At 73.2% G+C, this 22,517-nt stretch carries 18 protein-coding genes; 5 read left to right on the top strand and 13 right to left on the bottom strand.

All coding sequences use genetic code 11. From position 1 onward, the window contains the following. Positions 1 to 161: 161 nt before the first annotated feature. Entirely contained in the window at positions 162 to 2,726 is a 2,565-nt protein-coding gene (pepN, locus tag ACFVX9_RS22755; protein WP_387983186.1) for an aminopeptidase N, read from the top strand. A gap of 74 nt (positions 2,727 to 2,800) precedes the next feature. On the opposite strand, the gene ACFVX9_RS22750 is transcribed toward pepN, so the two are convergent. Further along, positions 2,801 to 4,126, bottom strand: a complete 1,326-nt coding sequence (locus tag ACFVX9_RS22750) for a glycoside hydrolase family 18 protein (protein WP_380371228.1) — start codon at positions 4,124 to 4,126, stop codon at positions 2,801 to 2,803. Between the two features lie 186 nt (positions 4,127 to 4,312). After that, a complete protein-coding gene (gene acnA, locus ACFVX9_RS22745; protein WP_387983184.1) occupies positions 4,313 to 6,958 on the bottom strand; it encodes an aconitate hydratase AcnA in 2,646 nt (881 codons plus the stop codon). A 470-nt stretch (positions 6,959 to 7,428) separates the two neighbouring features. Here acnA and ACFVX9_RS22740 point away from each other — a divergent pair, with 470 nt between their 5' ends. Further along, positions 7,429 to 8,016: a superoxide dismutase family protein gene (locus ACFVX9_RS22740; RefSeq protein ID WP_380371224.1), complete on the top strand. Its 588-nt coding sequence runs from the start codon at positions 7,429 to 7,431 to the stop codon at positions 8,014 to 8,016. 9 nt (positions 8,017 to 8,025) lie between these two features. Here the strand turns inward: ACFVX9_RS22740 and argF are convergent, their stop codons facing one another. The 3 genes from argF to ACFVX9_RS22725 form a co-directional block, all read right to left on the bottom strand. After that, complete coding sequence (gene argF / locus ACFVX9_RS22735; RefSeq protein WP_380371221.1) at positions 8,026 to 9,027, bottom strand: ornithine carbamoyltransferase; 1,002 nt, start codon at positions 9,025 to 9,027, stop codon at positions 8,026 to 8,028. Positions 9,028 to 9,223: 196 nt separating this feature from the next. After that, a complete protein-coding gene (locus ACFVX9_RS22730) occupies positions 9,224 to 11,941 on the bottom strand; it encodes a polynucleotide kinase-phosphatase (RefSeq protein ID WP_380371218.1) in 2,718 nt (905 codons plus the stop codon). After that, positions 11,938 to 13,551 carry a 3' terminal RNA ribose 2'-O-methyltransferase Hen1 gene (locus ACFVX9_RS22725; RefSeq protein ID WP_380371287.1) on the bottom strand — a complete coding sequence of 538 codons (1,614 nt, stop codon included), beginning with the start codon at positions 13,549 to 13,551 and terminating at the stop codon, positions 11,938 to 11,940. The genes ACFVX9_RS22730 and ACFVX9_RS22725 overlap by 4 nt, the downstream gene beginning before the upstream one ends. 176 nt (positions 13,552 to 13,727) lie before the next feature. Between ACFVX9_RS22725 and dapD the strand changes: the two genes are divergently transcribed. Together dapD and ACFVX9_RS22715 are read left to right on the top strand one after the other, a co-directional pair. Next, the gene (gene dapD, locus ACFVX9_RS22720) at positions 13,728 to 14,717 is read left to right on the top strand and encodes a 2,3,4,5-tetrahydropyridine-2,6-dicarboxylate N-succinyltransferase (protein WP_063347584.1); all 990 of its coding nucleotides are present in this window, start codon (positions 13,728 to 13,730) and stop codon (positions 14,715 to 14,717) included. Positions 14,718 to 14,845: 128 nt separating this feature from the next. Further along, positions 14,846 to 15,085, top strand: coding sequence for a hypothetical protein (locus ACFVX9_RS22715; protein ID WP_380371214.1), 240 nt, complete (start codon positions 14,846 to 14,848; stop codon positions 15,083 to 15,085). On the opposite strand, the gene ACFVX9_RS22710 is transcribed toward ACFVX9_RS22715, so the two are convergent. The 6 genes from ACFVX9_RS22710 to ACFVX9_RS22685 form a co-directional block, all read right to left on the bottom strand. Further along, positions 15,028 to 15,651, bottom strand: a complete 624-nt coding sequence (locus tag ACFVX9_RS22710; RefSeq protein ID WP_380371212.1) for a DUF6099 family protein — start codon at positions 15,649 to 15,651, stop codon at positions 15,028 to 15,030. The two genes, ACFVX9_RS22715 and ACFVX9_RS22710, sit on opposite strands and share 58 nt — an antisense overlap. Positions 15,652 to 15,816: 165 nt before the next feature. Next, on the bottom strand, positions 15,817 to 16,182 hold the full coding sequence (locus ACFVX9_RS22705) for a nucleotide pyrophosphohydrolase (protein WP_380371284.1): 366 nt from the start codon (positions 16,180 to 16,182) through the stop codon (positions 15,817 to 15,819). Positions 16,183 to 16,251: 69 nt separating this feature from the next. Continuing rightward, a complete protein-coding gene (locus tag ACFVX9_RS22700; RefSeq protein ID WP_380371210.1) occupies positions 16,252 to 17,604 on the bottom strand; it encodes an AAA family ATPase in 1,353 nt (450 codons plus the stop codon). 94 nt (positions 17,605 to 17,698) lie between these two features. Continuing rightward, a complete protein-coding gene (locus ACFVX9_RS22695) occupies positions 17,699 to 18,529 on the bottom strand; it encodes a putative RNA methyltransferase (RefSeq protein WP_380336962.1) in 831 nt (276 codons plus the stop codon). A 170-nt stretch (positions 18,530 to 18,699) separates the two neighbouring features. Beyond that, on the bottom strand, positions 18,700 to 19,506 hold the full coding sequence (locus tag ACFVX9_RS22690; RefSeq protein ID WP_380371207.1) for a RimK family alpha-L-glutamate ligase: 807 nt from the start codon (positions 19,504 to 19,506) through the stop codon (positions 18,700 to 18,702). Further along, complete coding sequence (locus tag ACFVX9_RS22685; RefSeq protein WP_380371204.1) at positions 19,503 to 20,474, bottom strand: RimK family alpha-L-glutamate ligase; 972 nt, start codon at positions 20,472 to 20,474, stop codon at positions 19,503 to 19,505. Before ACFVX9_RS22685 ends, ACFVX9_RS22690 begins: the two co-directional genes overlap by 4 nt. A gap of 302 nt (positions 20,475 to 20,776) precedes the next feature. Between ACFVX9_RS22685 and ACFVX9_RS22680 the strand changes: the two genes are divergently transcribed. After that, positions 20,777 to 21,646: a GNAT family N-acetyltransferase gene (locus tag ACFVX9_RS22680; RefSeq protein WP_063347590.1), complete on the top strand. Its 870-nt coding sequence runs from the start codon at positions 20,777 to 20,779 to the stop codon at positions 21,644 to 21,646. A gap of 74 nt (positions 21,647 to 21,720) precedes the next feature. On the opposite strand, the gene ACFVX9_RS22675 is transcribed toward ACFVX9_RS22680, so the two are convergent. After that, positions 21,721 to 22,143 carry a hypothetical protein gene (locus tag ACFVX9_RS22675; RefSeq protein WP_063347591.1) on the bottom strand — a complete coding sequence of 141 codons (423 nt, stop codon included), beginning with the start codon at positions 22,141 to 22,143 and terminating at the stop codon, positions 21,721 to 21,723. Beyond that, a complete protein-coding gene (locus ACFVX9_RS22670; protein ID WP_063347592.1) occupies positions 22,140 to 22,376 on the bottom strand; it encodes a toxin-antitoxin system HicB family antitoxin in 237 nt (78 codons plus the stop codon). The genes ACFVX9_RS22675 and ACFVX9_RS22670 overlap by 4 nt, the downstream gene beginning before the upstream one ends. Positions 22,377 to 22,517: the final 141 nt, after the last annotated feature.

Genomic DNA, 22,517 nt, shown 5'->3' with positions numbered 1-22,517 from the left:
CGCCCGCCGCCGCTGATTCCGGCCCCGCCGGGACGGCCTGTGCAATGGTACCGGCGAGGGAGGGCGTGAAAGGATGCCCCTGCGGAGCGCGGCACACCGCGCGCCGAGACCGCACCACCCACAGACGCACCACCGTGCGAGCCGGACAAAGGAGTACCGCCGTGCCGGGCAAGAACCTGAGCCGCGACGAAGCGCAGCAGCGGGCCAGCATCCTGGCCGTGGAGGGCTACCAGGTCCGGCTGGACGTGACCTCCGCCCCCGATCCGGCGGCCGCCACCTTCCGTTCCACCACCACCGTCACGTTCCGCTGCTCCCGGCCCGGCGCCGCCACCTTCCTCGACCTGCTCGCCCCCGCCGTCCACGCCGTCACCCTCAACGGCCGCGCGATCGACCCGGCCACCGCCTACGACGGCGCCCGGGTGCACGTCGACGGCCTCGCCGCCGAGAACGTCCTCACCGTCGAGGCGGACTGCGCCTACAGCCGCACCGGCGAGGGCCTGCACCGCTTCACCGACCCGGTGGACGGCGAGACGTACCTCTACACCCACTACGAGCCGGCCGACGCCCGCCGGGTCTTCGCGACCTTCGAACAGCCCGACCTGAAGGCCCCGTTCGGCTTCACCGTCACCGCCCCCGCCGCCTGGGACGTCTGGTCCAACGCCGTCCACGACAAGGTCACCGAGGAAGGCGCCGCCCGCACCTGGGAGTTCGCGCCGACCCAGCCGATCTCCAGCTACCTCACCGCCGTCGTGGCCGGCCCCTACCACGTCGCCCGCGACCACTACAGCCGCGAACTCGCCGACGGCACCACCCTGGAGATCCCGCTCTCCGCGATGTGCCGCAAGTCCCTCGCCCAGTACTTCGACGCGGACGAGATCCTCGGCGTCACCAAGCTCGGACTCGACTTCTTCCACGAGGAGTTCGACTACCCGTACCCCTTCGGCAAGTACGACCAGGCGTTCGTCCCCGAGTACAACATCGGCGCCATGGAGAACCCCGGCTGCGTCACCTTCCGCGAGGAGTTCGTCTTCCGCTCGAAGGTCACCGACGCCGCCTACGAGGGCCGCGCCAACGTCATCCTGCACGAGATGGCGCACATGTGGTTCGGCGACCTGGTCACCATGCGCTGGTGGGACGACCTGTGGCTGAAGGAGTCCTTCGCCGACTTCATGGGCTCCTACGGCCTGATCGGCGCCCGCACCCGGTACTCCTCCGCCTGGGTCACCTTCGCCAACCAGCGCAAGGCCTGGGCCTACCGGCAGGACCAGCTCCCCACCACCCACCCGATCACCGCCGACATCCGCGACCTCGAGGACGCCAAGCTCAACTTCGACGGCATCACCTACGCCAAGGGCGCCGCCGTCCTCAAGCAGCTGGTCGCCTACGTCGGCTCCGAGGCCTTCTTCGAGGGCGCCCGCCGCTACTTCAAGCGCCACGCCTTCGGCAACACCGAACTCGGCGACCTGCTGGACGTCCTGGAGGAGACCAGCGGCCGCGACCTCAAGGCCTGGGCCGCCGCCTGGCTGCAGACCGCCGGGGTCGACTCGCTCACCCCGCAGGTGACCACCGACGCCGAGGGCCGGATCACCGAACTCGCCGTCCTCCAGGACGGGACGGTGCTGCGCCCGCACCGGATCGCGATCGGCCTCTACGACCGGGACGCCGACGGCTCCCTGGTGCGCACCGAGCGGATCGAGCTCGACGTCACCGGCAACCGCACCGTCGTCGCCGAGGCCGCCGGCCGCCCCCGCCCCGCGCTGGTGCTGCTCAACGACGACGACCTCACCTACTGCAAGATCCGCTTCGACTCCGAGTCCCTGGAGACCCTGCGCACCGGCCTCGGCGACATCCACGACGAGCTGGCCCGGGCACTCGCCTGGTCCGCCGTCTGGAACCTCACCCGAGACGGCCTGATGCCGGCCCGCGACTACGTCGCCCTGGTGCTGCGCTTCGCCGGCCAGGAGGGCAACATCGGCGTGCTGCAGTCGCTGCACGCCCAGGCCAAGACCGCCGTCGACCTGTACGCCGACCCGGCCTGGCGCGGCGAGGGCGGCCGGCAGCTGGCCGACGGCGCCCTGCGCGAACTGCGCGAGGCCGTCCCCGGCAGCGACCACCAGCTGGCCTGGGCCCGCTTCCTCGCCCAGACCGCGGGCGGCGCCGAGCACCTCGGCCTGGTCCGCGGCCTGCTGGCCGGCAGCGCCCGGATCGACGGCCTGGACGTCGACCAGGAGCTGCGCTGGTCGCTGTGGCTGGCGCTGGCCGCCGCCGGCCAGGCCGGCGACGAGGAACTGGCCGGGGAGCTGGCCGCCGACAACACCGCCAGCGGCAAGCGCCAGTACACCCAGTGCCTGGCCGCCCGGCCCACCGCGGAGGCCAAGGCCGCCGCCTGGTCGGCCGTGGTCGACTCCGACGAACTGCCGAACGCCCTGGTCGAGGCCCAGATCGCGGGCTTCGCACTGCCCGCCCACCGCGACCTGACCGCGCTCTACGCGGCGCCCTACTTCAAGCTGCTGGAACGGGTCTGGGCCGAGCGGACCATCGAGATCGCGATGCGGATCGTCAGCGGGTTCTTCCCGCGCGCGCAGACCAGCGAGCAGACCCTGACCGAGGCCGACGCCTGGCTGGACGGCCACCCGCAGGCCGCGCCGGCGCTGCGCCGCCTGGTCCTGGAGTGCCGCGACGACCTGGCCCGCGCGCTGCGGGCGCAGGCCTGCGACCGGGCCTGACGCAGGCGTGAAGGGGCCCGCCGTGCGGACACGGCGGGCCCCTTCGCGTCGGGGCGCCCCTTCGCGTCGGGGCGTCAGTCGCGGCGCAGGCCGCGGTCCAGGGCGGCGATCGCGCTGCCCTGGGCGTCGTCGCCGTCCAGCGACCAGACCATCACGCCGCCCAGGTCGTTCCAGCGCACGTACCGCGCCTTCTGGGTGAGCACCTCGGCGGTGTCGTAGCTGTAGAAGGTGGTGCCGTCGTACTTCCAGGACGCGCCGTGGTCGCGGTCCACGTACACCTTGCCGGGCAGCGCGTTGACCTCCCGGTAGGAGAGGTCGGGGGCGGTGGCGGTGGCGCTCTGATAGAGGCCCCCGCGCTTGCCGGGCGCGACGCCCGTCCAGCCGTGGCCGTACAGCGGGGCGCCGAGCACGATCTGCTCGGCGGGCAGGCCGCGCTCCTGGTAGTGGTCGACGGCCGTGTCGGCGCTGCGCCGGCGGGCGTCGGGGTCGGCCGGGTCGGAGTAGAGGTTGGCCTGGTGGTTGGCCGGGCCCTTGCCCTCCCAGGGGCCGTGCAGGTCGTAGGTCATCAGGTTGAGCCAGTCCACCGACTCGCTCAGCTCGGGCAGTTCGAGCCGGTCGGCGACGGTCTCGTTGGCGGCGACGGCGGCGGTCAGCAGGTAGTGCCGGCCCTTGTCGCCCTTCTTGCCGCCCTTCTTGCCGAAGTCGTCGAGCTGGCGGCGGAACTCCTGCATCAGCAGGGTGAAGTTGCGCCCGTCCTCGGGGCGGACCACGTTGCCCGCGTCCCCGCCACCGCCCGGGTACTCCCAGTCGATGTCGATGCCGTCGAAGACGCCCGCGGCCGCGCCGGCGCCGCCCTCCGGGGAGCCGGGCAGGACCGGCACGTCGCCCTTGAGGTAGAGGCCGATGCAGGAGGAGACGAACTTCTTGCGCGCGGCGTCGGTGGCGGCCGCGTCGGAGAAGTACTTGGACCAGCTCCAGCCGCCGAGCGAGATGACCGTGCGCAGCTGCGGGTTCTTCGCCTTGAGCTTGCGCAGCTGGTTGAAGTGGCCCTTCAGCTTCTGGCCCGGGGCGTCGGCCACGCCGTCGACCGACTCGGCGGCGGAGAAGGCGCGCTGGTAGTCGTTGCGGGCGTCGCCCTGGCCTGCGTCGTTGGTCTCGAAGCAGGTGCCGTCGGCGGAGACGTTGCCGAAGGCGTAGTTGACGACGGTGAGCTTCCCGGCCTGGCCGGAGTCCTGGACGCGCTTGGCGGAGCTGTCGGCGCCCCACTGGGTGAAGTAGCCGACCCGCTGGCCCTTCAGCTTCGGGCCGTGCCCGCCGTCGGCGGCGTTGGCGGTGGCGGGGGCGGCGAGCAGCGCGGCGACGGTGGCGGCGGCGAGCAGGGCTGAGGCGCGAGTGGGCATACCGGACCTGTTCTCTGAATGATCGTCAAATGGTCTGGACCAGATGGGATAGAGGTTTAGTCCATCGCGGCACACCGCACAAGGGGCAGGGCTCAGGAGAGGCAGCATGCAAAAGAGGCCGGACCGCGCGATGCGGTCCGGCCTCTCAGCCACCGGGGCGCTCAGCCCCCGGAACTAGAACTCGGTTCAGCCGATGAGCGAGCGCAGCACGTACTGCAGGATGCCGCCGTTGCGGTAGTAGTCCGCCTCACCGGGGGTGTCGATGCGGACGACCGCGTCGAACTCCTTGTCACCCGCCTTGACCTTGACGGTCTTCGGGGTGCGGCCCTCGTTGAGCTCGGTCACGCCGGTGAAGGAGAAGGTCTCCTCGCCGGTCAGGCCGAGGGACTCGGCGGTCTGGCCCTCCGGGAACTGCAGCGGCAGGACGCCCATGCCGATCAGGTTCGAGCGGTGGATGCGCTCGTACGACTCGGCGATGACGGCCTTGACGCCCAGCAGCGCGGTGCCCTTGGCGGCCCAGTCGCGGGACGAGCCGGAGCCGTACTCCTTGCCGGCCAGGACGACCAGCGGGGTGCCGGCGGCCTGGTAGTTCTGCGAGGCGTCGTAGATGAACGACACCGGGCCGTCGACCTGGGTGAAGTCGCGGGTGTAGCCGCCCTCGGTGCCCGGCGCGATCTGGTTGCGCAGACGGATGTTGGCGAAGGTGCCGCGGATCATCACCTCGTGGTTGCCGCGGCGCGAGCCGTAGGAGTTGAAGTCGCGCTTCTCGACACCGTTGGCGGTCAGGTACTGCGCCGCCGGGGTGCCCGGCTTGATGTTGCCGGCCGGGGAGATGTGGTCGGTGGTGACCGAGTCGCCCAGCTTGGCCAGGACACGGGCGCCGGCGATGTCGGTCACCGGGCTCGGGGTCTTGGCCATGCCCTCGAAGTACGGGGGCTTGCGGACGTAGGTGGACTCGGCGTCCCACTCGAAGGTGTTGCCGGTCGGGACCGGGAGCGACTGCCAGCGGTGGTCACCGGCGAAGACGTCCTGGTAGCCCTTGTCGAACATCGCCTCGTCGATGGAGCCGGCGACGGTGTCCGCCACCTCCCGCTCCGACGGCCAGATGTCGGCGAGGAAGACGTCGTTGCCGTCGGCGTCCTGGCCCAGGGCGTCGCGGGTGATGTCGATGTTCATGTTGCCGGCCAGGGCGTAGGCGACCACCAGCGGCGGCGAGGCCAGGTAGTTCATCTTCACGTCCGGGTTGATCCGGCCCTCGAAGTTGCGGTTGCCGGAGAGCACCGAGACGACCGCCAGGTCGGCCTCGTTGACGGCGGCCGAGACCTCCTCGGGCAGCGGGCCCGAGTTGCCGATGCAGGTGACGCAGCCGTAGCCGACCAGGTTGAAGCCCAGCTTCTCCATGTACGGAAGCAGGCCGGCCTTCTCGTAGTAGTCCATGACGACCTTGGACCCGGGGGCCAGGGTGGTCTTGACCCACGGCTTGACCGTGAGGCCCTTCTCCACGGCCTTCTTCGCCAGCAGGGCGGCGCCCAGCATGACGGAGGGGTTGGAGGTGTTGGTGCAGGAGGTGATCGAGGCGATCACGACCGCGCCGTTGTCGATCTCGTACGTCGACCCGTCGGGGGCGGTGACGGCGGTCGGCTTCGAGGCCTCGGCGGAGTAGGTCGGCAGCGCCTCGGCGAAGCGGGTGGCGGCCTCGGCCAGGACGACGCGGTCCTGCGGGCGCTTCGGGCCGGAGATCGACGGGACGACGGTGGAGACGTCCAGCTCCAGGTACTCGGAGAAGACCGGCTCGACCGACGGGTCGTGCCAGAGGCCCTGCTCCTTGGCGTACGCCTCGACCAGGGCGAGCTGCTGCTCGTCGCGGCCGGTGAGCTTGAGGTAGTTGATGGTCTCGGCGTCGATCGGGAAGATCGCGCAGGTCGAGCCGAACTCCGGCGACATGTTGCCGATGGTGGCGCGGTTGGCCAGCGGGATCGCGGAGACGCCCTCGCCGTAGAACTCGACGAACTTGCCGACCACACCGTGCTTGCGCAGCATCTCGGTGATGGTGAGCACCAGGTCGGTGGCGGTGGTGCCGGCCGGCAGCTGGCCGTTGAGCTTGAAGCCGACCACGCGCGGGATCAGCATGGAGACCGGCTGGCCCAGCATCGCGGCCTCGGCCTCGATGCCGCCGACGCCCCAGCCCAGCACGCCCAGGCCGTTGACCATGGTGGTGTGCGAGTCGGTGCCGACGCAGGTGTCCGGGTAGGCCTGGCCGCCGCGGACCATGATGGTGCGGGCCAGGTGCTCGATGTTCACCTGGTGGACGATGCCGGTGCCGGGCGGGACGACCTTGAACTCGTCGAAGGCGGTCTGGCCCCAGCGCAGGAACTGGTAGCGCTCCTTGTTGCGGCCGTACTCGATCTCGACGTTCTGGACGAAGGCGTCCGGGGTGCCGAACTTGTCGGCGATGACGGAGTGGTCGATGACCAGCTCGGCCGGGGCAAGCGGGTTGATCTTGGCCGGGTCGCCGCCCAGCTCCTTGACGGCCTCACGCATGGTGGCGAGGTCGACCACGCACGGCACACCGGTGAAGTCCTGCATGATCACGCGGGCCGGGGTGAACTGGATCTCCTGGCTCGGCTGGGCGCTGGCGTCCCAGTTGCCGAGCGCGCGGATGTGGTCGGCGGTGATGTTCGCGCCGTCCTCCGTGCGGAGCAGGTTCTCCAGCAGCACCTTGAGGCTGTACGGCAGCCGCTCGGAACCCTCGACGGCGGAGAGCTTGAAGATCTCGTACGACTCGTCGCCCACCTGCAGCGAGCTGCGGGCGTCGAAGCTGTTCGCGGACACGACTGACTCCTTCTGGGTGCTTCGTGCGGTATCCGGCCGCCACGGTGGTAAGGTCAGCCTTACTTAGGCTTACCTTGCCCGCATCGCCGGCGAGCTCCGCTCGGCAAGTATCTTGATGTCGAGATATATCCTATGGGGCAGTTATCTCGATGTCGAGATAAACCATAGTGCATGCCGTCACCTTCACCACCGCAGGCATGCCTGGGTCGGCAAAAGCGCAGGTCAGTGGCCATTTGGGCGGCGGCGGTCGGCAATCGCACCGCAGTCGGCCCGCCACTGGCCCACCACCGACTCGACATCGGCCCACCACCGGCTCACACCAGCTCACCACCGGAACCGCCGGTCGGCGACGGGACGAGCAGAGGCGCGCCCGCGCGGCCCGTGCGCCTCCGGGCCCGTTCGAGGGTGTCCGCCGGCGCCCGGCGCCGTTGAGCAGGGTGTCCGTCGCCCTGCCCCTGGAAGGCCCCTTGATGTCCGCTCCGCTCGCCGCCGCTCCGCTCGCCGCCGCACTGCTGCCGCTGGCCCTGCTCGCCCCCGCCGCCGCCTCGTCGGCCCCCGTCGCCCCGTCGGTCGCCGCTGCCTCGCCGGTCTCCGTCGTCGAGGCCGCCTTCGACCCCGCGACGGCCTTCGTCCCGCCGACCGCCGTCAGCTACGCGGACGACCTCGTACCGTACGGCGCGCACACCCGGATCGTCACCGACCGCTCCACCGCGGGGCGGACGGTGCTCACCATGACCGTCACCGGGCTCGCCCCCGACCACGAGTTCCCGGTCCACCTGCACACCGGCTCCTGCGGGGCCGACCCGGCCTCGTCCGGACCGCACTACCAGGACGCCGTGGACCCGGTGCAGCCGTCCACCGACCCGGCGTACGCCAACGGGCGCAACGAACTGCGGCTGGCGCTGCGCACCGACGAGCACGGCGAGGGCACCGCGACGGCCTCGGTGCCCTGGCAGCCGCGGCCGGGCGAGGCCCGCTCGCTGGTGATGCACGCGGGCACCCCGACCGGCCCGCACGCGGCGGGCGACCGGGCGGCCTGCGTCAAGCTGGAGAAGTGAGCTTCCGCCTCAGGAGCCGAGGGTGGCGACCAGGACCGCCTTGATGGTGTGCAGGCGGTTCTCGGCCTGGTCGAACACGACGGAGTGCGCCGACTCGAACAGCTCGTCGGTGCACTCCAGCTCGGTCATGCCGGTCGCCTCGTACATCTGCCGCCCGAGCACCGTGCCGAGGTCGTGGAACGCGGGCAGGCAGTGCAGGAACTTCACGGCCGGGTTGCCGGTGGCCCGGACGGTGTCCATCGATACCTGGTAGGGCTTGAGCAACTCGATCCGCTCGGCCCAGACCTCCTTGGGCTCGCCCATCGAGACCCAGACATCGGTGTAGAGGAAGTCCACGTCGGCCACGCCCTCGGCCACGTCCTCGGTGAGGGTGATCCGGGCGCCGGTCGCCTCGGCCAGCATCTCGGCTGCCTCCCGGACCTCCTCGACCGGCCAGAGGGAGCTCGGGGCGACGATCCGGACGTCCATGCCGAGCAGGGCGCCGGTGACCAGCAGCGAGTTGCCCATGTTGGAGCGGGCGTCGCCGAGGTACGCGAGGGCGGTCCCGGTCAGCGGCTTGGTGCTGTGCTCGGTGATGGTGAGGACGTCGGCCAGCATCTGGGTGGGGTGCCACTCGTCGGTGAGACCGTTCCAGACCGGGACGCCGGCGTTCGCCGCCAGCTCCTCGACGATCTCCTGGCCGTGGCCGCGGTACTCGATGCCGTCGAACATCCGGCCGAGCACCCGGGCGGTGTCCCGGATGGACTCCTTGTGGCCGATCTGCGAACCGGACGGGTCCAGGTAGGTGGTGGTGGCGCCCTGGTCGTGGGCGGCGACCTCGAAGGCGCAGCGGGTGCGGGTGGAGGTCTTCTCGAAGATCAGCGCGATGTTCTTCCCGCGCAGCCGGGGCTGCTCGGTGCCCGCATACTTGGCCGCCTTGAGTCCGGCGGCGAGGTCCACCAGGAAGCGGAACTCCTGGGGCGTGAAGTCGAGCTCCTTGAGGAAGTGCCTGTTCCGGAGGTTGAAGGCCATACCGGGCTCCTGGGATGACGGGGCGTACGGGAAAGTAGCAAGTCTATACGATGCTCGGAATTTCTATACACGACGGGGGTGGGAGAGGGGGAGCCCCGCCGCGGACTCCCCCTCGACACCCGACCGGCCTACAACCGTGAGCCCCCTCGACGCCCGGTCGGTCTAAAGGCGCGGGCACCCTCTGCGCCCGGCCGGCCTACAGGCGCGGATCGACCGGCTCGGACTCCAGCGCGAGCACCGCGAACACCGGCTCGTGCACCCGCCACAGCGGCTCGCCGGCCGCCAGCCGGTCCAGCGCCTCCAGGCCCAGCGCGTACTCGCGCAGCGCCAGCGAGCGCTTGTGGCCCAGCGACCGCTCGCGCAGCCGGTCCAGGTACTCGGTGTAGTCCGGGCCGTAGACGATCCGCAGGTATTCCCGGCCGCGCACCTTCACTCCCGGCTGCACCAACCCGCCCGGACGGCCCCCGCCCCGCTTCGTGCGCACCACCGAGGCCAGCGGTTTGACCACCATGCCCTCGCCGCCCGCCGCCGTCAGCTCCTCCCACCAGGCCGTGGCGGCCGCCACCGAGGCCTCGTCCTCGGTGTCCACCAGGAGGCGGCCGGTGCGGTGCAGGACCGGTGCCCGGCCGCCGTCCGCTTCGGACGCCGTCTCGGGCGCGGCTTCGCGTGCGGCTTCGCGTGCGGCTTCGGCCGGCGCTTCGTCGGCCGCGACCAGGCGGTCGATCCAGGCCAGGTGCTCGTCGTGCGGGCGCACCGCGAGGTTCGCCCCCTCGGCGGCCAGCACCTGGAACGGCGCCAGCCGCACGCCCGACAGCCCCTCGGTCGGCCAGCAGTACCGCCGGTACGCCTCGGTGAACGCCTGCGCGTCGGCCGCGCGCCGCTGCTGCTTGGCGGTCAGCTCCGCCAGGTCCAGCCCGCGACCGGCCGCCCGCTCCAGAGCCGCCAGCGCCTCCGGCAGGGCAGCGCCCGCCGCAGCGCCGACCGCCGCGTACTGGCGGCGCAGCAGTTCCACGGCCTTCAGCGACCAGGGCATCAGCTCGGCGTCCAACAGCAGCCAGCCGGTGCCCAGCTCGTCGAACAGCCCCGAGCGCTCGGCGGCCGCCCGTACCCGGCCCAGCAGGGCCGCGGTCAGGCCGTCGTCGGCGAGGAACGCCCGGCCCGTCCTGGTCCAGATCGCGCCCGGACCGGCCACGCCGAAGCGCCGCTCCAGCGCCGCGTCGTCCCGGGCGACCAGCACCACCGCGCGGGAGCCCATGTGCTTCTCCTCGCACACCAGGTGCCGCACGCCGTCCGCGCGGTAGGCGGCGAACGCCTCCTGCGGGTGCTCCAGGAAGCCGTCCCGGCGGGAGGCCGCGCTCGGCGCCATGGTCGGCGGCAGGTACGCCAGCAGCCGCGGGTCCAGCGCGAAGCGGCTCATCACCTCCAGCGCCGCCGCCGCGTTCTCCTCCCGGACGGCGACCCGCCCGTGCAGCCCGGTCTCGACGATCCGGCGGCCCGCCACGTCCGCGAGATCCAGCGGACGGCCCTCGCGGGCGCCCGGCGCGTCCGTGGCCAACGGGCGCACCGGCGCGTACCACTCCCGCTCGGCCGGCACGCTCACCAGCTCCCGCTCCGGGTAGCGCAGCGCCGTCAGGGTGCCGCCGAACACGCAACCGGTGTCCAGGCAGACGGTGTTGTTGACGAAGCTCGCCGACGGCACCGGTGTGTGGCCGTACACCACCAGCGCCTTGCCCCGGTACTCCTCCGCCCACGGGTAGCGCACCGGCAGGCCGTACTCGTCGGTCTCGCCGGTGGTCTCCCCGTACAGCGCGTGCGAGCGCACCCGGCCCGAGTTGCGGCCGTGGTAGCGCTCCGGCAGACCGGCGTGGCAGACCACCAGCGCGCCGCCGTCCAGCAGGTAGTGGCTCACCAGGCCGCGCATGAACTCCCGCACCTCGGCCCGGAACTCCTCGGACTCGCCGGCCAGCTGATCCAGCGACTCCTGCAGGCCGTAGGCGACGTTGACCTTCTTGCCGTCCAGCGCCCGGCCCAGCTTGTTCTCGTGGTTGCCCGGCACGCACAGCGCGTGCCCGGCCGCGACCATGCCCATCACCAGGCGCAGCACACCCGGCGTGTCCGGGCCGCGGTCGACCAGGTCACCGACGAACACGGCGGTACGGCCCGCCGGCGGCACCGCGTCCACCGGCCGGCCCCCGGCGTCCCGGGTCAGCGTGTAGCCGAGGCGGGTCAGCAGGGTCTCCAGCTCGGAGCGGCAGCCGTGGATGTCGCCGACGATGTCGAACGGGCCGGTCAGGTGACGCAGGTCGTTGTAGCGCTTCTCCAGCTCCACCTCGGCCGCCGCCACCTCGGCCGCGCCGCGCAGCACGTGCACCTTGCGGAAGCCCTCGCGCTCCAGGCCCCGCAGGGAACGGCGCAGCTCGCGGTGCTGGCGCGGGACGACGTGGGCCGGCAGCTGGCGGTCCGCGCGGGAGCGGTTGCGCTCGGCGCACACGCCCGGCGGGACGTCCAGCACGATCGCGATCGGCAGCACGTCGTGCTCGCGGGCGATCCGCACCAGCTGGTGGCGTGCCTCGGGCTGGACGTTGGTGGCGTCCACGACGGTCAGCCGGCCGGCCGCGAGGCGCTTGCCGACGATGTAGTGCAGGACGTCGAAGGCCTCGGCGGAGGCCGACTGGTCGTTCTCGTCGTCGGCGACCAGGCCGCGGCAGAAGTCGGAGGAGACGACCTGGGTGGGCAGGAAGTGGCGGCGGGCGAAGGTCGACTTGCCGGCGCCGCTGGTGCCGATCAGGACGACGAGGGAGACGTCGGTGACGGGGAGGCGGCGGGGGGCGGGGTGGTCCTGGGGCAGTTCCTGGTCGTGCTCCTGGTCCTGGTGCTGGTGCTGCTCGGGCGTCGGGGTCGCTTCGTCGGTCATCGGGATTCGCCTCCTTCGGGCGCCGGGTCGGTCGGGGTCTGGTCGGTCGGGGTCTGCGCGGTCCGGGTCTGGTCGGTCCGGGTGGTGCCGGTCGTGGTCTGCTCGGGCAAGGTCTGCTCGACAGGGCCGGTGCCGAGGCGGAACAGGGCCAGCTGGGTCGGCGCGCCGACCTCCCCGTCCTCCGGCCCCACCGGGCGCAGCACCACCGTGTAACCGAACGCGGCCGCGACCCGCTCGGCCCACGCGCGGAACTCGGCGCGCGACCACTCGAAGCGGTGGTCGGCGTGCCGGACAGCGCCCGCCGGCAGGCTCTCCCAACGGACGTTGTACTCGGCGTTCGGCGTGGTGACGACCACCGCCCCCGGCCGGGCCGCGCCGAACACCGCGTACTCCAGCGCGGGCAGCCTGGGCAGGTCCAGGTGCTCGACCACCTCGCACAGCACCGCCGCGTCGAAGCCCTTCAACCGGGTGTCCGTGTACGTCAGCGCACCCTGCGCCAGCGTCACCCGGGCCGCCTGCCGCTCCGGCATCCGATCCAGGCGCAATCCGCGGGCCGCCGCCTGCAACGCCCGCGCGGACACGTCCACGCCGAGCACCTCGGTGAACCGGGCGTCCTTCAGAAGTTCGCCGATCAACTCACCCCGGCCGCAGCCGAGATCGGCGACGCGGGCCGCGCCCACCTCCCGCAGGGCGGCGAGGATCGCGGCGCGGCGCTGCCCGGCGAGGGACGGCGGCCTGGGCTCCGATGTCGCCCCGGCGGCCTCCGCCTGCTCCTCCGGCCGGTCGTCGACCGCGTTGTCGACCTCCTCGGGCTCCCGGTCGTCCGCCTCCGCCAGCCGGGCCAGCTCCAGACGCTCCAGCGCCACCCGGGTCAGCGCCCGGCTCCGGGACAGGTAGCGGCGGGTGATCAGGGCGCGCTCCGGGTGGGCGGCCAGCCAGCCCTCGCCGGCGGCGAGCAGCTTGTCCACCTCGTCCGGGGCGACCCAGTAGTGCTTGGCGCCGTCCAGCACCGGCAGCAGCACGTACAGCTGCTGGAGCGCGTCGGCGAGCCGCACGGCGTCCGAGACCAGCGTGAGCCGCACGTACCGGGACTCGCCCCACTCCGGGAACGCCTCGTCCAGCGGGAGCGCCACCGCCTCGACCCGCCAGCCCAGCGGCTCGAACAGCCGGAGCGCCATCGCCGGGCCACCGCCCTCGCCCGCGCCGTTCGCGGGCACCGCGGGCAGCGTGATCCGCAGCGGGCGCGGGCGCTCCGCCAGCCCCGGCCGGGCCGGGCAGTCGCCCTTCATCGCGGACCGGAACACCGTCCGAAGCGCCACCGCGAGCAGCGAGGACGCCGCGTACGGGCGGTCGTTGACGTACTGGGCGAGCGCGAAGTCCGGCGAACCGCCGCGCCCCTTGCCCCGGCCCTTGCGGACCAGCGCGATCGGATCGACGTCCAGCAGCAGCGCCACCGTGCAGACGTCGCCGCCCGCATCGGGGTAGAAGACGTGCGCCTCGCCGTGCGACGTCGCGAACCGCTGGACCTTGCCCGGGTGCTTGTGCAGCAGGAAGCCGAGATCGGTGGCCGGGCCCTCGACGCTGCCGGTGGTGGAGATCGACATGAACACCTGCCCGAGTATCACCGAGCAAACCTCCGCTGAACACCGGGTTTCCCGGTGCGGCGGCCGTCCGCCGCGGCCCGCCGGCGGCCGTGTACGCACGGCGGGGGCCTGCCGACCGGCGGCCGCGTCCGCACGACGGGCGTGTTCGGCAGCGGAGCCCCGCATTGGTTAACGTGCACGGTGTGACTGCTGAATCGACCTCCCTCCCGAACGGGGCCGTGGCCGCCGGCCTGGCCACCATCGCCGCCGACGGCACCGTCCTCGACACCTGGTTCCCCGCCCCCGCCCTGGCCGCCGAGCCCGGCCCGGCCGGCACCGTCCGCCTGACCGCCGAGCAGGCCGAGGCCGAACTCGGCGCCGGCGCCGCCGAGGCGCTGCGCGCCGACGCGCGCCGCGGCGTCGAGGTGGTCGCCGTGCGCACCACCATCGCCTCGCTCGACGAGAAGCCGCTCGACACCCACGACGTGTACCTGCGCCTGCACCTGCTCAGCCACCGCCTGGTCAAGCCGCACGGCCAGAACCTGGACGGCGTCTTCGGGCTGCTCGCCAACGTCGCGTGGACCAGCATCGGCCCCGTCCCGGTGGACACGGTCGAGCAGGCCCGCCTCGCGGTCCGCGCCCAGGGCGGCCAGCTCGCCGTGTACGGCATCGACAAGTTCCCGCGGATGACCGACTACGTCGCCCCGTCCGGCGTGCGCATCGCCCACGCCGACCGCGTCCGCCTCGGCGCCCACCTGGCCGTCGGCACCACCGTGATGCACGAGGGCTTCGTCAACTTCAACGCCGGCACCCTCGGCACCTCCATGGTCGAGGGCCGGATCAGCGCGGGCGTCGTCGTCGGCGACCACAGCGACATCGGCGGCGGCGCCTCGATCATGGGTACCCTCTCCGGCGGCGGCAAGCAGGTCGTCTCGGTCGGCGAGCGCTGCCTGCTCGGCGCCAACGCCGGCATCGGCATCTCGCTCGGCAGCGACTGCGTCATCGAGGCCGGCCTCTACGTCACCGCCGGCACCCGGGTCACCACCCCGGACGGCACCGTGGCCAAGGCCGTCGAGCTTTCCGGCCAGGACAACCTGCTGTTCCGCCGCAACTCGCAGACCGGCGCCGTCGAGGTCATCGCCCGCTCCGGCTCCTGGGGCGGCCTCAACGCCGACCTGCACGCCCACAACTGACCTGCGGGACCACGCCATCGGGGTCCGGAGCCGACTCGGGCTCCGGACCCCGAGTGCGTGCTCCGGCTTGCGGCGGGGGGCGGGTCCCGCCGCTTCACGCCGCACTACCGATCCGAAGAGGTCCCGTCATGTCCCAACCAACTGCCACGCCGCAGCTCCCGAGCAGCCCGGCGGGCTCGGCCGCCGGCACCTCGTCCGGGCCCGCCGCGCAGAAGAGCCTGCTGGAACAGATGCAGGAACTGCTCGCCTCGGTGTCCGCGGATCTCGCCGAGTTGCAGTCCTCCGGCATCCGGGAGGACGGCCCGGCCACCTATCCCACCGGTACGGACACCTCCTCCGACGCTCCCGCCACGCCAGGCACCCGATAGTCCGGCGCCTGCTCCTCCCCCGTCGGCCCGCCCTCGTCCGGCGGGCCGAGCCGGACCACGAGTAAGGGCGAGCCCCGCTCGGCCGGCGCCCCGCCGAGCACCGCGCCCTCCTCTTCCTCCAACCTGCCCGCCGTCTTCCACAGCCGCCCGGCCAGGTCCTTGCACTCCGACACCGCGTCCACGCCGTCGATGCACGTCCAGTAGAGGCTCTCGGTGTCGGCCCCGCAGGCCAGCACCACCAGCGTCTCCCCGACGTCCCGCAGCAGCCCGTCCAGCGCACCCAAGGTCGGTGCCAGCTCGCCGAGTTCGGTGAGCCGCCCGGCCCGGCCGCCGCTCAGCACGGCGGCCCTGACGACAGAGCGTTCCAGGCAGACCGCCGCGTGCGCCGCGGCCTCGGACAGCTGCTGCCCCAGCCCGGTGAGCTCGTCGTCGTCCAGCTCCGCCAGCCTGGCCCCCACCGCCTCGGTGAGCAGCGCGGCCTGCCGCGCCTCGGCCAGCACATCCGGTACGTGCCTGGCCTCGGCCAGGGCGTGCCGGGCCCTCTTGATCAGTCGCAGCGCCTCCATGGCCGCCACTCCTTCCGCTCGCTGTCGCCGTGGGACCACGACCGCCGGAGGGGCGGTCAGGTGGTCACGGCGAAAGCGTGCGGCGAAGTCGGCGAGGCCGCATCCGTCATCGGGAAAGCTGTGGACAAGTCCGGGGCTGTGGATAACTCCCGTCCCTCACAAGTATTATTCGTCCACGTCCGGGTTGACACCCGCCCCGTCCGGGTCGGCGTCCGCCGGTCCGTCCGGCACCGGGAAGCGGAGCTCGTTCCGCTCGATCTTGGCCGCGAGGGCCTCCAGCGGATCCACCCCGACCACCGTGCAGAACTGCACCAGGTACGCGAGGACGTCCGCGACCTCGTCCCGCACCCGGTGGGCCCGCTCCGGCTCGGACATCACCACGGCCGCCTGCTCGGGCGTCAACCACTGGAAGATCTCCAGCAGTTCGCCGGCCTCCACGCTCAGCGCGGCCGCCAGGTTCTTCGGCGTGTGGAAGGGCTCCCAGCGCCGGGCCGCCGCGAAGTCCGCCAGCCGCTGCCGCAGGGCCTCCAAGGTCGGCCCGGTGGGCCCGGCCGGTTCCCCCGGCCTCGTCACTCGTTCGTTCACCCGTCCAGGTCTACCTCACCCGTCCGCCTCGTCCGCCCCCGGGTCCGCGCCGTCCCCGCGCCCGCACTGGGCCGGCACCCGGGTCGTCTCGGGCCGCAGCACGGTGTGCCCCGAGTCCGGGTCGCGCCGGCACTCCACCAGCACGGCCGCGCCCGACCGCGGTTCGGCCGCGCCGAGCGCCTCCCGCGCCGCGGCCGGCTCCTGAAGCGCGGCGAGGACGCGCAGCTGGTTGCGCCCGGACATGTCCCGGGCCAGCCGTAGCAGTGAGGCGGTCTGTTCGGTGGCGAGCCCGGCTCCGAGGTCCTCGGCGAGCACGGTGAGCTGCCGGTGCGCCCACGGCACCTCGGCGGCCACGTCGAGGTCGAGCACCCCGGCCCCGGTGAGCAGCACCGCGGCGAACGCGAGGTGGCGCAGCATGCCGTCGGAGGCCTGGTCGGCCCCGGTGCGCCCGAGGACGCCTTCGTCGAACACCGCGAGGACCCGCTGGTCGGGCCCGCTGCCGCGGTGGGCGAGGGAGAGTCCGAGCAGCGGGTGCGGGGCGGCGGACTGGACGGCGCGCAGGAGCTGCCCGTAGCGGCGCGGGCATTCGTTGCCGAGCCGGGCGAGGACGGCGGAGATGTTGGCGGCGTTGCTGCGCAGCCGGGCCTGCGGGTCGGGCCGGGCCCAGCCGCGCATGAGGGCCGGGACGGGGTGGACGGGGAAGACCTCGCGCAGCGCGGTGAGCAGGTCCTCGGTGGCGGCGAGGACCTGCCGTTCGCCCGGGGAGGAGCCGGCCACCCGGAGCGGCAGTTGCGCGGTGATCATGGTGCCGCTGGGGAAGGGCGCCCGGATGTCGCCCTGGCGGGTGTCGTTGTGCCAGCAGACGTTGACGCGCCGCTTGCGGACGTCCTGTTCGCCGGTGTCGACGAGGGTGCGGCCGTCCAGGGTGAGCGATTCGCGGGCGATCCGCACCGGGCCGTCGGTGCGGACGACGACGTCGAGCCGGATGCGGCCGTGCGGGGAGCGGACGGTGCAGCCGAGGATGACGGCGTCGCGCCCGTGCGGGACGCACCCGGTCAGGCCGCCTCGGACGGGTTTGGCCAGGGGGCCGGTACGGTCGGGCAGTCCGTCGAAGGAGTCGGCGATCTCCTCTCCGAGGGCGAGCCGGGAGAGCACGGCCAGTGCGTCGAGGGCGTTGGACTTGCCGACGCCGGCGGGCCCGTGCAGGACGGTGAGGGGCGCGAGCGGCAGGACCGCGCGCCGGTAGGACTTGAACGAGGTGAGCCGGAGCTCCTCGACGGTGGGACGTGTTACGGATGGCCGATCGGGCCCCGGGGCGCTCGGTCGGGGGTGGGCCGGCGCGGCGGGCCGGGTGGCGTCGCGGTTCACCCGTCGGACGTTAGCCGCAGGCCGGTCGGCAGAAACGTGCCTGCTCAGCAGATTCATCCCAACGTGGCGGCCACACCCCGCGCGCGCCCGACGTTCAGCGCCGGTAGGCGGCCACCGTCACGGAGGCGGTCACCTCGACCGGGTCCGGCAGCTCCGCGAGCGCGGCGGCCAGGCGGTCCGGGTCGGTGTGCCAGGCGCTGGGGCCCATGCCGACGACGGTGCGCACGTCGTCCGGGCCGAGCCGCAGGGTGAACTCGACCTGCCGCTGCCCGGCAGGGGTCAGGTAGGGGCCGAGCTTCTCGTCGATCCGCCGCTGCTTCTCCTCGTCGACCGACAACAGGCCCAGCGCGCCGACGAGTTCGCGCAGGTGGCGGGCGGTGGGCGAGACCAGCAGCAGGGTGGCGCCGGGGCGCAGCACGCGGCGGATCTCGGGCCCGTTGCGCGGGGCGAAGACGTTGAGCATCAGCCCGGCGGAGGCGTCGCGCAGCGGCAGCGGCCGCCAGGCGTCGCAGACCACGGCACCGATCCGGGGGTGGGCCTTGGCGGCGCGGCGCAGCGCGAACTTGGAGATGTCGAGGGCGGCGCCGACGCGGCCGGGCAGGGCGTCGAGGACGTGGGCCAGGTAGTGGCCGGTGCCGGCGCCGAGGTCGGCGACGAGGCCTTCGGGGTCGGCGGCCGCGGCGGCCTCGGCGAGGGCGTCGGCGATGGGCCGGTAGTGGCCGGCGGCGAGGAAGTCGGCACGGGCGGCGACCATCTCGGCGGTGTCGCCGGTGCCGGTGTGGGCGTCGCCGGCGAGGAGGCTGACGTAGCCCTGTTTGGCGAGGTCGAAGCTGTGGCCGGCGGGGCAGCGCAGGGCGCGCTCGTGCCGGGTGAGGGCCTGCGCGCAGTGGGGGCAGGCCAGGTAGTGCTCGATGTCCTGCAGCAACGTTCCGTCTTCTCTCGCCGTTCAGCCCGGGTGCCCGGGGGTTTCGCGGGTCCGGTGGCCCTGAGTAACCAGCCTAACGACCCCGCCCGACCCCGACGGCCTGCCCGGCCAGCCGACCTCGCCCCGGGTCCGCCGACCCCGCCCGACCCCGCCCGGCCCCGCTGCCCGGCCTATCGGCCCCACCCCTGCGCGGCGCGCCCGCGCCCGCGCTCCGCCGCAACGCGCAGGGCGAGGGTGGCGAGCGCCTCGGGCGCGCCGGGCCGGCCACGGATGCCGGGGAAGGCGTTGACGTCGACGATGACGGGTTCGGCGGGCCCGTCGAGCAGGTCGACGCCGTAGACGTCGAGCCCGAACACCTCGCCGACGCGCAGGGCGAGGGCGGCCCGGTCGGCGGGCGGTTCCCAGCCCTGCCCTTGCCCCGACTCCCCTACGCTGTCGGCGAGTTCGGACCGCCGCTGGGCGGCGAATACCTGCCGGTCGATCACCCACAGCTTCTGGTCCCAGCCGGTCCCCGGGACGAACGGCTGGGTGACGACGGGCTCGTCGGGCCAGCGCGCGACGAGTTCGCGCAACCGGGCCGGGCCGTCGACCCGGGCGACCAGGTCGTGGCGCCGACTGTGCCGACTCTTGACGACGAACGGGTAGGCGGGATCGGCGAGTTCGGCGATCCGCCCGGCGTCGCGGGTGGCCGCGAAGGGCAGGTCGGCCGCGCGCGCGAGTTCGGCCATCCGCACCCGGTCCTGACAGAGTTCGGTGGCCGCGGCCGAGTTGATGACGGGCGCCCCGCGCCGCTCCAACTCTTGTGCGAGTGAAAGGGATCGACGGGTGTGGGCCTTGAGCAGATAGACGTCGGCGAGCGCCGGCCCTGCCGGTCCAGCAGGGTCGACGATCGTCACCTCGTGCCGGTCCGCCAGCAGGGCGGCGGTCGCCGCGAGCACCGGGTGTCCGGGGTCGGCGGTGATCAGGCCGATCCTCATATCGCCCCGCCCAAGCCAGACCCGCCCAAGCCGGCCCCGTCAAAGCCAGCTCCGTCAAAGCCGGATCCGCTGAACTCTCCACCACCGAAGCCCAGTTGCCCGTACCCAGCGCCACCACCCGCCGGCACCAGTGCGGGCGCGGGCGCCGACACGGCCGTACCGCTGCGCGCGAGCCGCAGCACCGCCCGGGCGACCCTGGCGACCGCGTCCGGCACCTGGCGGAAGCTCGGGAAGTCGTTGATGTCGACTACCACCGGCCCGTCCGGCCCGAGCAGCACGTCGACGCCGTACAGGTCGAGCCCGAACACCTCGCCGACCTGCGCCGCGATCCGCGCGACCTCGCCAGGCAACGGGACCTGCCGTTCGCGTACGCCCTGCCCGGGGTGGAGCGGGGAGGAACGTTCCGTCGCGAAGAGCTCGCCGTCGACGCAGTACACCTTGAGGTCGGTGCCGGAGTTGGGCACGTAGGGCTGGGCGATCAACAGCCCCTCGTCGGCGAGTTCGGGGCCGAGGCCGAGGAGGTGGTCGGGGCTGGGCACGAGCCGGACGGCCCGCCCGGAGCTGCCGTCGGCGGGCTTGACGACGAGCGGGTACTCGGCGGCCGGGATCTCGGCGAGCCGTTCCCAGCGGGCGGTGGCGTAGGTGACGGGGACGGGCAGGCCGCGGGTGCTGGCGATGACGGAGGCGAGCGCCTTGTCGCGGACGCCACGGATGGAGCGGACGTCGTTGACGGTGGTGAGGCCGACGGCGGCGGCCGCGTCCAGCAGGGTGAGCCCGGGCCCGCCGGAGACGGTCTTGAGCACCCAGGCGTCGTGGCTGCCGGCCCGGATCGCCTCGGATATCGCCATCAGCGAGTCCCCGGGGCGCAGCACGTCCACCCGGTGCCCCCATGCGGTGAGCTGGCGTGCCACGTCGAGCGGCATGCCGTCGTGCCGGTAGTGCTCCTCCACCAGAAAGCAGAGCCTCATGGGCCTGTCTTCCCCCCTTGCCAAGCCGAGTGCGGACGTCCGCCGTCCCCCTTCGGCAGAGCTGTAAAGGCATCAGCATGCCACGCGGTATACGCACAAGATCGCTGCGAGCCGGTAAGCGTTCAGCAACAATCAGGCGCCCGCACCGCCCCGGCCCTTCGCCACCCCCGGCACGAAGCACCGCCGCCGCCCGCCATCACCCCCGGCACGAGGCACCGCCACCGTCCGTCACACCGTCACCGGCGCCCCCGGCACGAAGCCCGGGAACAATGCGGTGGCGGGCCGCCGACGCCCCTGCTTGGATGCACGCCGTGACTTCTGTTGATCATGCCCCCGACCACTCCCTCCTCGACGCGATCGAGCGCTACTACGACGCGGTGCCGCGCAGCGCCGCGCGGACCGAGGACTTCGGCCCGCTGACCCTGTTCGTCCGCGAGGGCGCGGGCTGGCCCTACTACGCCCGCCCCACGCTCGACCACGACGGCCCCGCCACCACCGCCGAGGACGTCCTGCGGGTGCTGGCCCGCCAGCGGGAGCTGGGCGAGCCGGAGGCCTTCGAGTGGGTGGCCGAGCGGAGTCCGGAACTGCGGGCCGCGGTGGAGGCGGCCGGGCTCGCGGTGCACGAGCACCCGCTGCTGGTGCTGGGCCCGCAGGACGAGCCGGCCCCGGCGCCCGAGCTGCCGGAGGAGGTGCGGGTGGAGGTCCTGGGCGCGGATGCGCCGGAGCTGGCGTCGGCGGTCGCCGTTCCGCACCTGGCGTTCGCCGAGCCGGGCACCGGTGTGGGCGCCGTGGGTGCGGCCGAACTGGCCGAGGCCGCAGGGCGGTTGACGGCAGAGGGCGCGGTGGAGCGGATCGCGCGGCGGATCACCGACGGCGCCACCGTGCTGGCCGCCGCGGTGGAGGACGGTTCCGCGCTGTGCGCGGGCCAGCACAATCCGGTGGGCGCGGTCACCGAGGTGGCCGGGGTCGGGACGCTGCCGGTCGCGCGGCGGCGCGGGCTGGGTCTGGCGGTCACCGCGGCCCTGGTCGCGCACGCGCGGGCGAACGGCGTGCGGACGGTGTTCCTGTCCGCCGCCGACGAGGAGGTCGCCCGGATCTACCGCCGGGCGGGCTTCCGCCCGTTCGCGACGGCCCTGATCGCCGAGCCGGCCCCGGACCGGCCCGGCGACTGACCCCCCGACCACACCAACGAGAGCCCTCAGGAACGGACGACGAGGACGACGCGACCGGGCAGGAGCCCACCCGGTCAGTCGTCGTCCTCGTCCTCCGCCCCGCTGACGCCCTCCCCCTCGGCCTCGTCGACGACCCACCCCGCCAGCCGTTCGGCGACCCCGGACACACCGAGCCGCCCCTCCCGGATGGCCCGGGCGAGGCTGCGCACCTCGCGGGCGGTGGTGGCGACGGTGCAGCCGCTGGCGACGAGGTAGGCGTAGGCGGCGGCGGTCGCGTAGAGCTCGTTGGTCTTCTCCAGGGCCGGCACCCGGATCAGCTGGTGCATCAGGGCGGCGGCGCGGTCCTGCGGTTCGGGGTAGACGTCGATGTCGAAGATCTCGGCCTGGTGCCGGGCGACGGCCGCGAGCAACGACCCGTAGTCGGTGACCTGCGGGTCACCGGGCGTGTACTGCTCGGCGGTCATGAGCAGCCACGAGAGGTCGACCTCCAGCTTCAACGGCGCACGTCCTTCAGGTCGCCCGGCTCCGCGAACTCGGCCAGGAAGGCCGTCTCGTACTCCTTCATGAACTGGGCGGCGGCGTCGACGAAGGCCCGCCCCGCCTCGCCCATGTCCTGCTGGACCAGGCGCTCGATGTACTGGTTCATGCTGATCCCCTGCTGCTCCGCCCGTTCCCGGGCCATCTCCGCGGTCGTGGCGTCCACCCGGACGTTCAGCTGCTTCTTACCCATGAATCTCAAGCTAGCGCTGAAGTGCTAGCACAACAAGGGCGCACGCACACCGGACGGAGCGCCCACCCCCACGGACGTGCCCCCCACGGACGTTCCCTGCACGGACGCCAGGCGGCCACGCCCGCGGCAGGGTGCCGCAGG

It is taken from the genome of Kitasatospora sp. NPDC058243 (assembly GCF_042882025.1).
Classification (GTDB): domain Bacteria; phylum Actinomycetota; class Actinomycetes; order Streptomycetales; family Streptomycetaceae; genus Kitasatospora.
This window is presented reverse-complemented; position numbering and strand designations above follow the sequence as displayed.

Coding starts and splice junctions, on each gene's coding strand:
- ACFVX9_RS22740 (WP_380371224.1), top strand. CDS start 7,429: ATGTCCGCTCCGCTCGCCGCCGCTCCGCTCGCCGCCGCACTGCTGCCG.
- ACFVX9_RS22680 (WP_063347590.1), top strand. CDS start 20,777: ATGCACGCCGTGACTTCTGTTGATCATGCCCCCGACCACTCCCTCCTC.
- ACFVX9_RS22690 (WP_380371207.1), bottom strand. CDS start 19,506: ATGAGGATCGGCCTGATCACCGCCGACCCCGGACACCCGGTGCTCGCG.
- ACFVX9_RS22670 (WP_063347592.1), bottom strand. CDS start 22,376: ATGGGTAAGAAGCAGCTGAACGTCCGGGTGGACGCCACGACCGCGGAG.
- ACFVX9_RS22715 (WP_380371214.1), top strand. CDS start 14,846: ATGTCCCAACCAACTGCCACGCCGCAGCTCCCGAGCAGCCCGGCGGGC.
- ACFVX9_RS22730 (WP_380371218.1), bottom strand. CDS start 11,941: ATGACCGACGAAGCGACCCCGACGCCCGAGCAGCACCAGCACCAGGAC.
- argF (WP_380371221.1), bottom strand. CDS start 9,027: ATGGCCTTCAACCTCCGGAACAGGCACTTCCTCAAGGAGCTCGACTTC.
- ACFVX9_RS22710 (WP_380371212.1), bottom strand. CDS start 15,651: ATGGAGGCGCTGCGACTGATCAAGAGGGCCCGGCACGCCCTGGCCGAG.
- ACFVX9_RS22685 (WP_380371204.1), bottom strand. CDS start 20,474: ATGAGGCTCTGCTTTCTGGTGGAGGAGCACTACCGGCACGACGGCATG.
- ACFVX9_RS22750 (WP_380371228.1), bottom strand. CDS start 4,126: ATGCCCACTCGCGCCTCAGCCCTGCTCGCCGCCGCCACCGTCGCCGCG.